16 protein-coding genes are annotated in these 15,191 nt (G+C 36.9%); 2 read left to right on the top strand and 14 right to left on the bottom strand.

Features of this window, described 5'->3' with window-relative positions; translation table 11 throughout:
* Positions 1–542: 542 nt before the first annotated feature.
* The gene (gene queC / locus U5B17_RS01225) at positions 543–1,211 is read right to left on the bottom strand and encodes a 7-cyano-7-deazaguanine synthase QueC (protein ID WP_430803546.1); all 669 of its coding nucleotides are present in this window, start codon (positions 1,209–1,211) and stop codon (positions 543–545) included.
* 74 nt (positions 1,212–1,285) lie between these two features.
* On the opposite strand from queC, the gene ybeY reads away from it, so the two are divergent.
* Positions 1,286–1,696 carry an rRNA maturation RNase YbeY gene (gene ybeY / locus U5B17_RS01220; protein WP_430803545.1) on the top strand — a complete coding sequence of 137 codons (411 nt, stop codon included), beginning with the start codon at positions 1,286–1,288 and terminating at the stop codon, positions 1,694–1,696.
* A 1-nt stretch (position 1,697) separates the two neighbouring features.
* On the opposite strand, the gene mrdA is transcribed toward ybeY, so the two are convergent.
* The 13 genes from mrdA to U5B17_RS01155 form a co-directional block, all read right to left on the bottom strand.
* The gene (gene mrdA / locus U5B17_RS01215; RefSeq protein ID WP_430803544.1) at positions 1,698–3,518 is read right to left on the bottom strand and encodes a penicillin-binding protein 2; all 1,821 of its coding nucleotides are present in this window, start codon (positions 3,516–3,518) and stop codon (positions 1,698–1,700) included.
* Positions 3,515–4,003, bottom strand: a complete 489-nt coding sequence (locus U5B17_RS01210) for a hypothetical protein (RefSeq protein WP_430803543.1) — start codon at positions 4,001–4,003, stop codon at positions 3,515–3,517. Before U5B17_RS01210 ends, mrdA begins: the two co-directional genes overlap by 4 nt.
* A 3-nt stretch (positions 4,004–4,006) precedes the next feature.
* A complete protein-coding gene (gene yihA, locus U5B17_RS01205) occupies positions 4,007–4,621 on the bottom strand; it encodes a ribosome biogenesis GTP-binding protein YihA/YsxC (protein ID WP_430803542.1) in 615 nt (204 codons plus the stop codon).
* Positions 4,618–5,100, bottom strand: a complete 483-nt coding sequence (gene lptA / locus U5B17_RS01200) for a lipopolysaccharide transport periplasmic protein LptA (protein ID WP_430803541.1) — start codon at positions 5,098–5,100, stop codon at positions 4,618–4,620. The genes yihA and lptA overlap by 4 nt, the downstream gene beginning before the upstream one ends.
* Complete coding sequence (locus U5B17_RS01195) at positions 5,079–5,612, bottom strand: LptA/OstA family protein (RefSeq protein WP_430803540.1); 534 nt, start codon at positions 5,610–5,612, stop codon at positions 5,079–5,081. Before U5B17_RS01195 ends, lptA begins: the two co-directional genes overlap by 22 nt.
* Positions 5,591–6,079 carry a KdsC family phosphatase gene (locus tag U5B17_RS01190; RefSeq protein WP_430803539.1) on the bottom strand — a complete coding sequence of 163 codons (489 nt, stop codon included), beginning with the start codon at positions 6,077–6,079 and terminating at the stop codon, positions 5,591–5,593. Before U5B17_RS01190 ends, U5B17_RS01195 begins: the two co-directional genes overlap by 22 nt.
* A complete protein-coding gene (gene hisB / locus U5B17_RS01185) occupies positions 6,076–6,651 on the bottom strand; it encodes an imidazoleglycerol-phosphate dehydratase HisB (RefSeq protein WP_430803538.1) in 576 nt (191 codons plus the stop codon). Before hisB ends, U5B17_RS01190 begins: the two co-directional genes overlap by 4 nt.
* A gap of 1 nt (position 6,652) precedes the next feature.
* Positions 6,653–7,498: a septal ring lytic transglycosylase RlpA family protein gene (locus U5B17_RS01180; RefSeq protein WP_430803537.1), complete on the bottom strand. Its 846-nt coding sequence runs from the start codon at positions 7,496–7,498 to the stop codon at positions 6,653–6,655.
* Positions 7,485–8,699 (bottom strand): lytic transglycosylase domain-containing protein, encoded by a 1,215-nt coding sequence (locus U5B17_RS01175; RefSeq protein WP_430803536.1) that lies wholly within the window; start codon positions 8,697–8,699, stop codon positions 7,485–7,487. Before U5B17_RS01175 ends, U5B17_RS01180 begins: the two co-directional genes overlap by 14 nt.
* 11 nt (positions 8,700–8,710) lie before the next feature.
* The gene (locus tag U5B17_RS01170; protein WP_430803535.1) at positions 8,711–9,496 is read right to left on the bottom strand and encodes a TatD family hydrolase; all 786 of its coding nucleotides are present in this window, start codon (positions 9,494–9,496) and stop codon (positions 8,711–8,713) included.
* A complete protein-coding gene (locus U5B17_RS01165) occupies positions 9,493–10,746 on the bottom strand; it encodes a GGDEF domain-containing response regulator (protein ID WP_430803534.1) in 1,254 nt (417 codons plus the stop codon). Before U5B17_RS01165 ends, U5B17_RS01170 begins: the two co-directional genes overlap by 4 nt.
* Before the next feature lie 93 nt (positions 10,747–10,839).
* The gene (locus tag U5B17_RS01160) at positions 10,840–12,372 is read right to left on the bottom strand and encodes an AAA family ATPase (RefSeq protein ID WP_430803533.1); all 1,533 of its coding nucleotides are present in this window, start codon (positions 12,370–12,372) and stop codon (positions 10,840–10,842) included.
* Complete coding sequence (locus U5B17_RS01155) at positions 12,365–13,231, bottom strand: NAD(+) kinase (protein ID WP_430803532.1); 867 nt, start codon at positions 13,229–13,231, stop codon at positions 12,365–12,367. The genes U5B17_RS01160 and U5B17_RS01155 overlap by 8 nt, the downstream gene beginning before the upstream one ends.
* Positions 13,232–13,326: 95 nt before the next feature.
* On the opposite strand from U5B17_RS01155, the gene aspS reads away from it, so the two are divergent.
* Positions 13,327–15,081, top strand: a complete 1,755-nt coding sequence (gene aspS / locus U5B17_RS01150) for an aspartate--tRNA ligase (RefSeq protein ID WP_430803531.1) — start codon at positions 13,327–13,329, stop codon at positions 15,079–15,081.
* Positions 15,082–15,191: the final 110 nt, after the last annotated feature.

The following is a 15,191-nucleotide window of genomic DNA, read 5'->3' as shown; positions in this document are numbered from 1 at the left end:
CATCGATGAGCGACTAGTTTATGAAAGAAATACCCAGACATTAGCTTTATTGTAAACGCACACAAAATGAAGTCGTGGAATTTAAATTTAGAATAGTATTTGTTTTACAGCTTTAAATCATCCGCCACACTTACGCTAACCTTAATCTTGTCTTGTCAAGCAAAAAGAGCCGTTTTCATGGCTAAATATAAAACCACTGAAATTTCAAACTTTTATCTACTCACAAAATAAAATTACTAACAGATCGCTATACAAATAAGCTATTAAAAACAGCTAAAATTTTGGTAAAAGTCTTACAAATGAGTATATACATATACGCTATTAAGCCGAGCAAAACAGTAAATTCATGCCAACAATCATGACAAATCCAAACCTAAACAAATTTGGCTTTTCATAGATCCTGAGTTTATCTGGCAAAGTTTGGTTGAGTTTTTATCAAAACAAAAGAGCCAAGATTAAATTTTACGCCCGCTAAGTGACAAGCGTAAAGGCACAAAGTCATGACTTTGATAAAAATGCTCATTTTGCCCAAAGGTAAAGAGCTAGACCTTATATCTTATCCTATCTTTTGTGCCAGCTAGCTCAAAACCACGCAGTCTTAAGCGACAGCTATCACAAAGCCCACACGCCTCATCATTGCTTTCATAACAGCTCCATGTAAGATGGATTGGAGAGGCGACTTCAAGTGACTTTTCTACGATTTGAGCCTTGTTTAACGAAACAAGTGGCGTTATGATTTTGGTATTAAAATTTGGCGAAGTGCCTAAATTAATCGCCCTGTTTATACTTTCTACAAACACATCCGAGCAGTCTGGATAGCCACTGCTGTCCTCCTCTACAACGCCGATGTATATCGCCTCAGCGCCCTCTTTTTCGGCAAGTGCTGCTGCGATCGAGATAAAAATTCCATTTCTAAATGGCACATAAGTGTTTGGGATATCAGCCCTTACGCCATCTTTACGAATTTGCAAGCTTGTATCCGTAAGCGCATTACCACCAATATTTGCGATAAAACTTACATCTAAGCTTAGACGATTTTTCACACCCAAAAAATCACAAATTTCATCAAACGCTCGCTTTTCTCGCGCCATAGTCCGCTGGTTGTAGTCAAAGTGAAGCGCTACGATCTCATATCCTGCATCTTGCGCCAGCTTCGCACACAAAGCACTATCCATGCCTCCGCTCATTATGCAAACTGCTTTTTTAGCCATTTTATTCCTTTTTATCCGCAAATAATAAATTTTGGCTAAAATTATACAAAATTTTTTATAAGAAAGCACAAAAAATGATACTTTGCGAAGAAGATTATCCTAAAATTTTAGACCAAATTTGCGAGTTTTTAACAAAAGGCGATGTAGAGCTTAGCTTTGTTGATAGTAAGCAAATGAAGCAGATAAACAAAGAACATCGCAAGATAGACAAAACAACTGATGTGCTAAGCTTTCCATTTGAGTTTATGCTGCATGCACCACTTGGATGTATCGTGATAAATCACGACATAGCCCAGCAAAAAGCGGATGAGCTTGGACATAAAAAAGATGAAGAGATAGCGCTGCTTTTTATCCATGGTTTACTTCATGTCTTAGGATATGATCATGAAGTTGATAGCGGAGAAATGAGAGAAAAAGAGGAGGAGATGATAGCAAAATTTAACCTACCTAAAAGTCTTATCGTCCGCACAATGGATGAAATTTAAGCTACTTTTTGCCCTTTTTTTGGCTTATGTTTTGCATATTAATGTAGCCCATTTCTAGAAGTTTGTTATAAATTTGTGTAACTTTTGGTCCTGCAGCACTTCCCCCGTGCCCACCATGCTCAATAATCATCGTAACCACAAACTGTGGATCCTCATAAGGTGCATATGTCGTAAGCCAAGCATGAGAGCGCTGCAAATACGCCATGTCTTCTTCACGCATACGCTTTTTTTCACTTTGGGAGATACCAACAACTTGCGCGGTGCCAGTTTTTGCAGCGATATTCATCTTTGCGCCAGTAAAGTGTTTGCTAGCGGTTCCTTTTTGATGATGCGCAACCTCATACATTGCATTTCTAATATAAGGCAACTGCAATTTTTCAAACGGTGTAAATACATCATCTTTTGGCGTAAAATCAACTGGCTCATTATCAATGCTCTCTAAAAAGTGTGGGACTACATTTAGTCCTGTTGCTATCATCGCAGTATGCCTAGCTACTTGCATAGGGGTAACTAAGAAATTTCCTTGACCTATGGAAGTGATCAGAGTTTCTCCTTGATACCATGGTTTGCCGTATTTTCGCATCTTCCACTCACGACTTGGCATGATACCTATAAACTCATTTGGCAAATCAACACCAGTTGGCACTCCAAAACCATAGCGTTCTAGTATCGGAGCTATGGCGTCTATGCCTATCTTTTGACTAGCTTTATAAAAATAATCATCACAACTCTCTCTAATGGCTGAGTTTAAATTTACAAAGCCATGTCCATAAACATTCCAGCACCTAAATTTACGACCACCAAGCTCGTAAGATCCTGAGCAATGAAACCCATCATTACGGCTCATGCCGTTATTTAAAAAGGCAAGCCCCATACCCATCTTAACAACTGAACCAGGCGGATAAAGTCCGTTTACTAGTTTATTTGTAAAAGGATGATCTATATCGTTTATAAGCTCGTTCCATTTTTCTTGTGAAATGCCCGTAACAAACTGATTTAAATCATACTCTGGAAAGCTTCCAGCTCCTATAATAGCGCCATCTTTTAGACTCATGACTATGACACTTCCAGCATCTTTTCCAAACACCTCTTCAAGAAATTCTTGTACCTCAAGGTCAAGACTTAATCGTATGTTTTTGCTACTTGGTTTGGTTATGCCAAGGTTTTGTATCTCTTCGTTTAAAGCATTTACCTTTGTCTTTTTAAAACCTTCAACCCCTTGCAAAATAGAGTTATAATAACGCTCAATACCGCTTCTACCAGTATAGTTTGTAAGCTTTGTAAGCGGATCATTTTGTATATCTTGCTGGTTTGCCCTACCCACATAGCCTATGATATGCGAAGCGAGCTTTCCATAGGGGTAGTGGCGCTTACTAGCTGGGATGATTTGCAAATTTGGTCTTAAGCTAAGTGCTGAAAAGTGAGGTATAAATGCGTCATACTCTATAAATTCAACAACACTGATAAACTCTTGATTGTAAGGTGAATCATTTTTTACATACTCTCGTTTTAACTTTGTTGCGTTTAAATCAGTAAAAATCTGCGTTATATGCTCAAGCTCGCTCTCTAAAATTTTAACATTTGCTTTTGAGCTAAGGTGCGGCTTTATAGCAATAGAAAAACCAAGCCTATTTACTGCAAGAGGGCGACTTTTAGTATCAAAAACTATACCCCGCGTAGGTGCGATATAGTGAGTTTTTATAACATTTTGTTCAGCAATACTTTCATAATACTCATTTGAATTTACGCTTAAATGATATATTCTAGTAAGCAACATTATCCAAAAAGCAAGGATGATAGCATAGACGATACGAAGTCTCATGTCACACGCTCACGCAAAAATACAAATGCCAAAAAAGACTCAACCACAATAAAAGCAACATACTCATAACTAAGATACATAGATGGTAAATTTAGCATATAGTTTATAAGATTACTAACTCCATAAGTACCTAAATATCCAGCACTTACAAAGATAACAAGCAAAAATTTTCGGTGTTTTAATGTAGCAAAAAGCCAATCCACCATAAAATAAAAAAAGACAAAAAATGCCACGATGCTTGAAAAAAGATAAAAGCCATTAACCTGCTCAGCAAAAAGCAAGAAAGCTATACTTAGATACCAGCCAAAACCAAGCTCTGTATAGCTCTTTTGCCATCTTGCATACTCTAGCACCATATATGTAAAAAATAGCCCTATTAGCGGTGGCAAAAATATAAAAATTGTCGTAGCTATCTCGTAGACAAAAAGAGCTAGCACTCCTAGCGCATAGCCTATAATTTGCAAGTCAGAGCTGTTTCGTCGCATATTTTAAAAAGTGTTTGAAAGTCCCAAAGTTGTGCTTACTATCCGCTCTAATGCCTTATCGATACCCTTTTTATTTAAAGTAGAAACTAGCATTCCACTTGGATCAAATTTTAGCAAAGCTGAGCGCTCACTTTGATTGAGCTTATCTGCTTTTGTGTATAAATTTATAATCATCTGATCGGCACGAACAAAGCTTTTTAGATATTCGCTCACATCTGCGTCTATATTAAGGTTAAAATGTCTAGCGTCTATAAGATGTACAAAAAGTTTAATACTCGTGCGTGCTTTTAAAAATTCATCCAAATTTCGCTTCCACTCATAGTGCATGCTTTTTGCGACCTTTGCGTACCCAAAGCCAGGTAAATCGACAAATAAAATATTAAATTTTTCATCGTTCTCATCATTTTTAAAACCAACTTCAAAGAAATTTATAAGCTGTGTTTTACCCGGAGTAGATGAGCTCTTGGCTAGTGAATTATGGTTTGTAAGTGCGTTTATAAGGCTACTTTTACCAACATTTGAGCGACCCAAAAACACAACTTCACTAATACCAAATTCAGGCGCTTCTTTAATCCTAGGTGCTGATGTTATAAATTTAGCACTTACTGCTCTAATCACTTTTTATCACCCTTATCTTCTATCTGAAAGATAAATTTTACTGGCTTTTTTTCGCCACTATTTACATTGTATGTGCCAGTTGATTGATTAACAACAATTTTTTCACCATAAACTCTTTTATCGGTATCTATCTCGTGCAAAAAAGCATTTGTTGTAAGAGTATAAAGCTGCTGTGCTGGCTCATATGTTAGCACCTCGCCGTTTCCTTCATAGTGTTTTTCGCGCATGAAAATTTTAAACTTTGCATTTCCTGTAGCTATGTATTTTATAGGCTGTCGATTTTTATCAAAATGTACATCAACTTTTGTAGCTCTTAACTCATCATAACTACCCTTTTTTATATAAACATTACCCTTAAATTCTGTAACTTGCTTATTTTCATCTGCAAAAAAACTATCTGCACTTATCTCAATTTGTTCTGCTTTTACACAAAGCAAAGCAAGTGCCACGAATAAGGCTACTTTTGATGCTTGACCCACGCTTTTATCTCCTTAGCTTGCATTTGTTTATTTTGCGTATTATAAACTACGCTTTTGCCAATAGCTCTATCCACGCCATGAAACATCTCAAAGGGCACTTCTGAGCTTAAAATTTTACTTTTTGTATCATAAATTATCTCTTGAGAGAGAAATTTCATACTTTCATTGTTTTCATATTTTGCATTTTTTTGAAATTTAATTAAATTTTTCTCTAAAATCGCCTTGTCTGAACTTAAAAAATGAGTCTGATCTGAGCGTAAAGATGTTGAACGAAATTTTAGAGCTTCATCTTTATTGCTATATCGATTTATCTCGTCTGCTTCATATATGGCAATAACATTTGTAGCATTTACTTCATAGTCTATAACCTCGTTTGCTTGCATATTTGAAACTCTAAGATCTTGTTTAAACTGCTCTGCAAAATATGGGTCAGACGAAAACAAAAATACCAAAGTCACGCTAAAAATAGCTACAACAAAGTAGAAAATTTTTATAACCAACGCTTCGACCACTCATCAAAGAGATCTTCTTTTTTGATTATAATCTCGATCATTTCGCGCACCGCTCCAGCGCCGCCCTTGTGCTTTAGCTTAATATCAACATCAAGCTCTTTTATCGCATCTTTTGGCTTAAAGCTCATAGCAACAGCATTTAAAATTTTATAGTCATTATAATCATCGCCTATGGCTGCGGCATTTTCAAAACTTAAACCTTCAAATTTTAGTATCTCTTTTGCAACTTCGAATTTATCATGCACGCCTTGATAGACATGCGTTATTTTAAGATCTTCCGCGCGCCGCTCAACTATCTCAGAGCTTCTACCTGTAATTATAGCAACCTTCTTACCAAGCTTTAGCCAACTCTCGATAGCATACCCATCTTTCACATCAAAAGCCTTTAAAAGCTCGCCATTCACACCATAAACTATCTTACCATCAGTCATGCAGCCATCAATATCTAAAAATATTATCTCTATCATAAAACACCCTTTGTACTTGGTGTATTTATGCGTAAATTTTCTTTAAGAGCCCTTCTTAAGGCTAGCGCAAAGGCTTTAAATGTAGCTTCGATGATATGATGAGTATTTTTGCCACGAACTTTGCTAAGATGCAAAGTTATGTTTGCATTAAAGGCAACTGCACGAAAAAACTCCTCAATCAACTCTACATCAAACTCTCCGACTTTACCAGTTTGGCTAAAATTTTCATATATTAAAAACGCTCTATTGCCTAGATCAAGGGCACAGCTTACTGCTGATTCATCCATCACGACAACACTATCTCCAAATCTCTCAACCCCATGAACTGGATAGATGGTCTCTTTTAAAAGGGTGCCGATAACTATGCCGACATCCTCAACACTATGGTGAAAATCAACCTCTAAATCACCCTTGCATACAAGTTTTAAGTCAATCAACGAGTGTTTTGTTAGTGCTTCAAGCATATGGTCAAAAAAGCCTATGCCAGTTGAAATCTGTGCTATCCCACTACCATAAATTTCTAGCTCAGCGCTTATATCGGTCTCTTTTGTTTTTCTGTTTAAAATTTTCATCCTAGTTCCTAACTATGAAAGCACCGCTAAATTTACCACTTCTTGCAAAGTCTCTAGCCTCATCTTCACTCCTAAAGCCAGTTAAAAATACACGATACATCATAACGCCATTATCATCAATCATCGACTTTACAGTACTTTTATAACCCATGATACTTTCATGCTCTTTTTTATAGCTGTTTGCGCCATTTTGATTTTTAAATGCTCCGATTTGGACCATAAAATCACCGCCAACATAACTTTGTGAGCCTTGAGCTATGTTACCACTTTGAGAGCCTGAACCTTGTTGTGGTCTAAAAATTTGACCATTTGATGCACTAGTGATTGGTTGTTTAAAGCTAGCAGCCGTTACATCACCAGCAAAACCTATAACCTCCATAGCAACTGGTGCAGTACCTGGACCAATCACACCAAGCTGAGTGGCGGCGGCTTTTGAAAGATCTATAACGCGGTTTGCAACAAATGGACCACGGTCATTTATACGAACGACAGCAGTTTTGTTGTTGTTTAAATTTGTTACTTTTACTATCGTATTCATAGGTAGAGTTTTATGTGCGGCAGTCATGTTATGCATGTTATAAATTTCGCCATTTGATGTCTTTTTGCCATGAAAATTTGGTCCGTACCAGCTTGCTATTCCGCTTGCCTTATCGCCAACATTTACAACAGTAGGATAGTAGGTTTTACCATTTATGGTATATGGTCTCATGGTTGCTTTTGTTATAGCTGGAGAGCTGTTTGGCTTTACTTTAGTTGGACCACTAGGAGCAAACGGAGCACCACCCCAAGAACAACCACTTACAAATACTGCTATTAGAAAAAAATATAAAATTTTAAGGTATGACAATATTATCTCCAACCGTTAATACACTTGACATTGCAAGAGAATTTGCGTCCGCTAAGTCTTTATGCTCAACATTAAATTTCTTTGACAAGATAGCCAAAGTATCGCCATTTTGAACTGTGTAAGTTTGAAATTTATTTTTACTTGAGCTAGGGATTATTATCTTTTGATTTATAGCAACTTTATTTGTTTTTAGCTCGTTATAGTCTTTTATAGCCCTATGGCTTACCCCCTCTTTTTTAGCTATGCCAAGAAGTGTATCGCCCTTTTTAACAGTATAGGTATAAAAGTTGTTTTTGCCAGTAAAGGGCTTAAAATTTTGGGCAAAAAGCTCAGTTTTTGTCTCTGGTATATATATATAGTACTTTTTAACAGTTGGTGGAGTAAATACAAAATTTAAATGTGCATTATCGTTTTTTAGCTTAGCAACACCTATACCTATACTATCACCTACTTGCATAAGTGTTGTGCCTCCTGGTACTTCAACTTTTGCAAGTTTTAATCCACCGCTTGATCTAAGAAGCTTTGCATCTTTTGACATTAAAAATTCAGAATCTTTTGCGATAAACGATGCTCTTAAAATTTTAATAATAAAATTTCTAGTCTCTGCTGGTAGATAGTTTTTGTTGGGATTAAGTAATGTAGCAAGATCATCTGTGCCAGCCATCTTTATACCCTTTCGCATCCTACCTTCGCCACAGTTATACGCCATAAGTGCCAGATACCACTTGCCAAACTGCCCCTTAAGATCCTTTAAATATGTCGAAGCGGCTTTGGTCGAAGCTATCGGATCACGGCGCTCATCGACATATTTATCTATCTTTAATCCATGGATACGAGCTGTTTTTTCCATAAATTGCCACATACCAACAGCCTTTGCGCTTGAGACCACATGATTTGAAAAACCTGACTCTATCATCGCTAGATAAAGTATAGAGTCTGGAACTCCTATCTCTTTAATAGTTGCTTTTAGATTTGGGATATAACTATATCCTTGTTTAATTATATTTGAAAAAGCTTTTATTTGATTTGTCTGTATGCTTTTTTTCATATTTTGATAGTATGAAGTTTTAATAAAGTTTAGATCTATATCAAGATCTTTGAGAGTTTTTGCCCGAAATTCGTATGAATTTTCGGCAACGCCTGCAAACATAAAGCTCACACAGGCAGTAAGTATAAGAAATATCTTAGATATCGCTTTCATTTTTATCCTTATTATGTGTCAAAACACTTAAATAATCTTTTGGCATTGTTTGAAGTAAGTTTACAAACCTCTTCAAACTCAAGGCTTAGAATTTCAGCTATCTTCTGAGCAACATTTTTCGTAAAAGCAGGCTCGTTGCGCTCTCCACGAAATGGCTCGGGAGTAAGATATGGAGCGTCTGTTTCTACTAATAGTCTATCTTTTGGAATTTTTGTTAAAATTTCGACTAGATTTTTTGCATTTTTAAATGTCAAAACCCCACCTATGCCAAAGTAAAAATTCCCAAATTTAACAAGTTCTAACAAAAGTGGTGATGCGTTGTAGCAATGAAGCACGGCCCCATCAAGCCTACTTGCATACTCTTTTAGTATGTTAAAACAGTCCTCGTTAGCATCACGAACATGAAGGATAACGGGCTTTTTTAGCTCAACTGCAAGGTCAAGTTGTTCTAAAAAAACTCGCTTTTGTTCTATTTTTTCTAAATTTTTTGCGCTCTCATCCTTTGGTAAACGAAAATAATCCAAGCCACACTCACCTATCGCTACGCACTTTTCATGCATCGCAAATTCCTTAACAACAGCTACATCAAAACCATCTTTATCATAAGGATGAACTCCAGAAGCAAAAAAGACATTGTGATTTTGCTCAGCTATTTTAGCTATTTTTGGTAAATCATTAATATCAGCTCCAGGATTTACTACAAATTTCACACCTTTTTCAGATGCCCTTTCAAGCACAGCGTCCAAGTCATCATTAAAGCGATTATCGTCTAAATGACAATGCGTGTCAATAATCACTCATAAACCTCTACACGGTTCTTGCCGCCCTCTTTTGCTCTATAAAGCGCCTCTGAGGCAAATTCTACCATATCATCAACCGTATAATCATACTGCCTAAATGAAACACCAATACTAACGGTTAAATTTATAGTTTTATCTTTATGTTTTACGCTTATTGCACCCACCTTTGATCTAAGTCCGACAAAATACTTTATCGCATCTTCGTTTGAGATGTTTTTTAAAACTACACAAAACTCATCTGCTCCAAAACGCGCAACTATATCATTGCCTTTTACATTACTAATAAGCGCCGAAGCAAGAGCCTGCAAAACCTTGTCGCCAACTTCGTGACCGTTAGCATCATTTATCTCTCTAAAATTATCAATATTTACAATGCCTATAGCAAAAGGCTCATCATTGTCATTTATATTAACCATATATTCATTCATGTTTTCATAAAAATATCGTCTATTAAAAGAGCCAGTCAAAAAGTCACGGTTGGCAAAATTTGCTATTTGCTGGATGTTTTCTATATTTTCTATGGTGTTATGAACTCGCACCGTAAGCTCTTCTTTGCTAAAAGGCTTTGCAAGAAAATCATTTGCACCACTTTTTAGAAAAGTCGCCGCACCGATGTCATCATTTGGCGATGTCATAGCTATAACACCAAGGTTGTTTTTATCAGCTTGAGAACGAAGCTCTTTTAGCACCTCAAGACCATTTTTAACTGGCATAGCATAATCAGTTATAACAAGTCTTATATCAGGATGATCTGCAAAATAACCCATCGCCTCCTCCCCATGAGCTGCTGTAAAAACTTCAAATTGTAAATTTTTAAGCATCCTTTTTAGCTCATTTCTTACAGTCATTGAGTCCTCAACTATCATGACTTTGTATTGCTTGTTCTTATAAAGTCTATCAACCATTGTAAATATAAAATTCACATCATCAACATTGCCCTTATAAACATAGTCGATAATATCTTTTTTTATAAAAGACTCTCTAGTTTTAGCATCTATACTGCCAGTTAAAACGATAACAGAAAGTCCTTTTAGCAAAGCATAATCAACCACTTCTCCATCTGGAGCATCTGGTAAATTTAAATCAAGCAAAGCCAAAAAGTACTCATCCTTATGTCTGTCAATGAGCGTCCTAGCCTCTGTAAAATCGTGAGCAACATCGACTTGCATATCAGTACTAACAGCCATTTTTTTAGCTATAAGCTTTGAGAGTGCCTTGTTATCATCAACAACTAAAATTTTTGACATCGTTCGTTCTTTCTATAATAATAAAGTGAAATTTTGAAATTTTAAATACACGACATTTTAGCAAAAAAATTTATCATTTAGCTTAAACATACATTAATTTGATTTAAGATTAAGCAAATTTTTAGCAAATTCTATCGCCTCTTTGCTTATATGCTCGCCACTTATCATTCTTGCAAGCTCGCCTACGCGCTCACTTTGATTAAGCTCTTTAACGCTTGAGCTGTCTGCATTTTTCTCAACCAAAAAGTGAGTATGGGCTTTTGAGCTAAGTTGTGGCTGATGAGAAATGGCAAAAATTTGATAAAACTCTGCTAGTTTTAAAAGCACATTTGCGATACTCATAGCCTCTTTTCCACTTAAATTTGCATCAATTTCATCTAAAATGATAACGCCATTTCCATTTTGTGTTATCTGAGTTTGAGCCGCTATAAATGCAAGTCGCAAGCGATTTAGCTCACCTGAGCTTAAATTTTTAAAGCTTGTCTCATTTAATTTTAAAATAACCTCATCACAACCAAGTTCATCAAGCTGCTTTTTTTCTACAAACAAAGATATCTCGCTCATATAAAGCTCACCAAGATAAGAGTTTATAAGTTGCTCAAGCTTAGGCAAATTTTGCTCTCTTGCAGTACTCAAAAGATTAGCAAGCCTTGTGGTTTCATCTTCAAGAGTACGAAATTTTATCTCAAGCTCACTTTTTTCAAAGCTTATATTTTCATACTTTTTAAGCTCCATTTTTCGCTTTTCAAGCACTTCTAGCGTCTCTTCTATACTTCCATAGCGTTTTATAAGTGAATTTAGACCCTCTATCCTATCTAAAACTCCTTCTATATCAATATCTTCAAGCTCTTCCATACTTAGGCTATCGCGGGCTATACGAAGCTCATTCATCGTCTCTTCAAAAAATGCAGTATCTATGTCGCTAATATGAAGCGCATCTAAAACCGCCTTTTCAGCGTGAAATACAGCCTCAGCCCTACTCCAAGCCTCGTTTATCTTATCTTTTTTACTAAGCTTCTTTTTTATCTGCATAAGTTCATCAAATTCGCCTATTTTTGGGCTTATACTTTCTATTTTAGAAATTTCAAAACTAGCAAACTCTTTTAACTCCTCAACCCTTTTTTCATCCTCTTGTATGGCTTTTAACTCCTTTGAAATTTTGCTAAATTCAAAAAATTTCTGAGAAAAGCTCTGTTTTATATCAAAAAATTTTGGATCTTTCTTGCATTCTAAAAGATCAAGAAGCTCTAAAAACCGATCGTTTTCAAACTCATTTGCCTCTTTTGCCGAAAGATATTTTATGTGTTCTTTTGCTATTGTGGCGAGATTTTTCTTTGATATTGTTTGAGAGTTTATAAAGTAACGCGTGCTCTTATCACGAAGCAACTTAAAGCTATTTATAGGCTCTGGCTCTATGCCAAACTCACTCATATCAAATGCAAAATCAACATCAGCTTCAATCAGCCTTGCTTCACTATCTTTTAGTCCAAAAACTGCCATTATAGCGCTCATAAGCACGCTTTTACCAGCACCACTCACACCAGTAAAAACACTAAGTCCGTCCCTAAAATTTAGCTCTACACTATCAAATCCAAGATAATCTTTTATCAAAATTCGCTCAATCATTATAACCCCAGTGCAATTTCTGTTTTAAAATTTGAAAATAGTCCTCATCTTGCTTGCGTACCAAATTCGTATAAATTTTACTTAATCCAACACTAACACCACTAAACTCACTCATACTAAAACTATCTTGACCATCTATAACAAGCACCTCATCGTTGCTAGCCCTAAGCTCGACGGTTAAATTTTTAGATAAAATGATAGGTCTTTGAGTTAGTGAGTGAGAACAGATTGGGGTTAATGAAAAAACATCACTAAGTGGATAGATTATCGCCCCTCCAGCACTCATATTATAAGCCGTTGAGCCAACTGGAGTACTTGCGATGATACCATCACCAAAGTAGGTGTTAAAATATTTTCCATTTAAAAATGCCTCAACTTTTGCGATGGAAACTGGTTTTTCGCGCATTATAACGGCGTCATTAAAGGCGACCTTATGAACCGTCTCTCCATTTTTTTTATGCATAAAAACATCAAGCATAAATGGTCTAGAAATTTCAAATTTTGCCTCAAAAAATTCTTTGAAAAAAATCTCACACTCATTAATGGTCACAGTTGTTAAAAAACCAAGATGTCCGGTATGTATACTCACTATAAAAGGTGAGATTTTAGCACTTTTTCTAGCAACAGATATAAGCGTTCCGTCGCCACCAAGAGAGATTAAAAGCTCGCACTCTCTAGCTAACTTTTCAAACCTAAAACCATCTTGCCCAATAGCTTTTGCTGTCAAATTTTCAAGCAAAATACAAACATTAAATTTTTTAAAAATTTCTTTTAAAATCGATAAATTTTTACCAAGGTCATTGTCTATTTTTGCGACTATGCCGACCTTTTTTATGTTTTTTATATCTAAATTTTTCATAGACATATTCTAACAAATTTTTGCTTAACAAAGCTACGCAAAAGCAAATTTTTAGTATAATCAGGCATTTTAAACTGAATTTTAAAGGAGTTTTTATGCGAAGCCATTATTGTGCCGATCTGTCAAAGTCTGACATCGGTAAAGAAGTTACGCTTTGTGGCTGGGTAAATACTTATAGAGATCACGGCGGTGTTATATTTTTTGACTTACGCGACCGCACTGGGCTTATCCAGCTGGTTTGTGATCCAGCAGACAGCAAACAAGCCCACGAAGCAGCCAGCAAAGTCCGTGACGAATATGTGTTAAAAATCAAAGGCAAAGTTCGTGCCAGAGGCGAAGGACTGGTAAATCCGCGCCTAAAAACTGGCGAGATCGAAGTCGTTGTAAGCGAGTTAGAGATCGAAAATCCAAGCGAGCCATTGCCGTTTATGATAGGCGATGAGAGCGTAAATGAAGACATCAGGCTTAAATATCGCTTTTTAGATCTTAGAAATGAGCGTTTGCAAAAGATCTTTCAAATGCGTTCAGCCGCTGCGATAGCCGCTAGAAATAGCCTTCAAAAAATGGGCTTTATCGAGTTTGAAACACCGATTTTAACGCGTGCTACGCCAGAAGGTGCGCGTGATTATCTTGTGCCTAGTCGCGTTTATAACGGGCAGTTTTACGCGCTTCCACAAAGTCCGCAGCTTTTTAAACAACTTTTGATGTGTAGCGGATTTGATCGCTATTTTCAGATAGCAAAGTGCTTCCGCGATGAAGATTTACGAGCCGATAGACAGCCAGAATTTACGCAAATCGATGTCGAGATGAGCTTTATCGAGCAAGAAGACATCCTAAATATGGCTGAAAATATGCTAAAAGACATCTTTGCAGCATGCGGATACGAAATACAAACGCCATTTCGACGTATGAGCTACCGCGATGCAACGGAAATTTACGGCTCTGATAAGCCTGACCTTCGTTATGGGCTTGAAATGGTCGATGTGATCGATATTTTCGAGCGTTCTAGCAATGAAATTTTCAGCTCTATCGCAAAAGACAAAAAGAAAAACCGCATAAAAGCCCTAAAAGTGCCAAACGGCGATAATATTTTCAGCAAACGCGAGATGAATCGCTTTGAAGAATTTGTGCGAAAATTCGGCGCTCAGGGACTAGGATACTTCCAGATGAAAGAGGACGGGCTAAAAGGTCCGCTTTGTAAATTTTTCTCTGAAAACGATCTTGCTGAGATAGTTTCAAGATGCGACTTAAAGCTTGGCGATGTGGTGTTCTTCGGCGCTGGAAAGAAAAAGGTCGTGCTTGATTATATGGGACGATTTAGAATTTTCTTAGCCGAGCAGATGGGCATCATCGATCAAGACAAGATGGAGTTTTTGTGGGTGCTTGATTTTCCTATGTTTGAGCAAAATGATGACGGATCATACTCGGCAATGCACCATCCATTTACACTGCCAAAAAATATCGACGAGCTAGATCTTGAAGATATCCTTTCTGTCGCTCACGATGTTGTTTTAAACGGCTTTGAGCTTGGTGGCGGAAGTGTGAGAATACATAAAAACGAAACTCAGCAAAAGGTCTTTAAGCTGCTTGGTATCGATGAAGCCGAGCAGAGAGAGAAATTTGGCTTCTTGCTTGATGCGCTTAGCTTTGGCGCGCCTCCGCACGGCGGTATCGCGATCGGTTTTGACCGACTCATCATGCTAGCGACCAAGTCAAGCTCGATCCGCGATGTGATCGCATTCCCTAAAACACAGCGTGCCCAGTGTCCGCTTACCAAAGCTCCAAGTGAGCCAAGCAACGAACAGCTAAGAGAGCTTGGGCTGCGTATCAGGGAGAAAGAGCAGAAATAATTATGCGTTGTTTTGTGAGTGTCTTTGAGATTTTGTAAATTTTACTTTAAAACCCCAAAATCATTTCGCGGACACAACCGCATTGAATTAATAAATTAAAGGCGAAACAT

This window comes from Campylobacter australis, assembly GCF_050586305.1.
Classification (GTDB): Bacteria; Campylobacterota; Campylobacteria; order Campylobacterales; family Campylobacteraceae; genus Campylobacter_A.
Note: the sequence above shows the minus strand (reverse complement) of the source record. Positions and strands in the feature narration are given on the sequence as shown.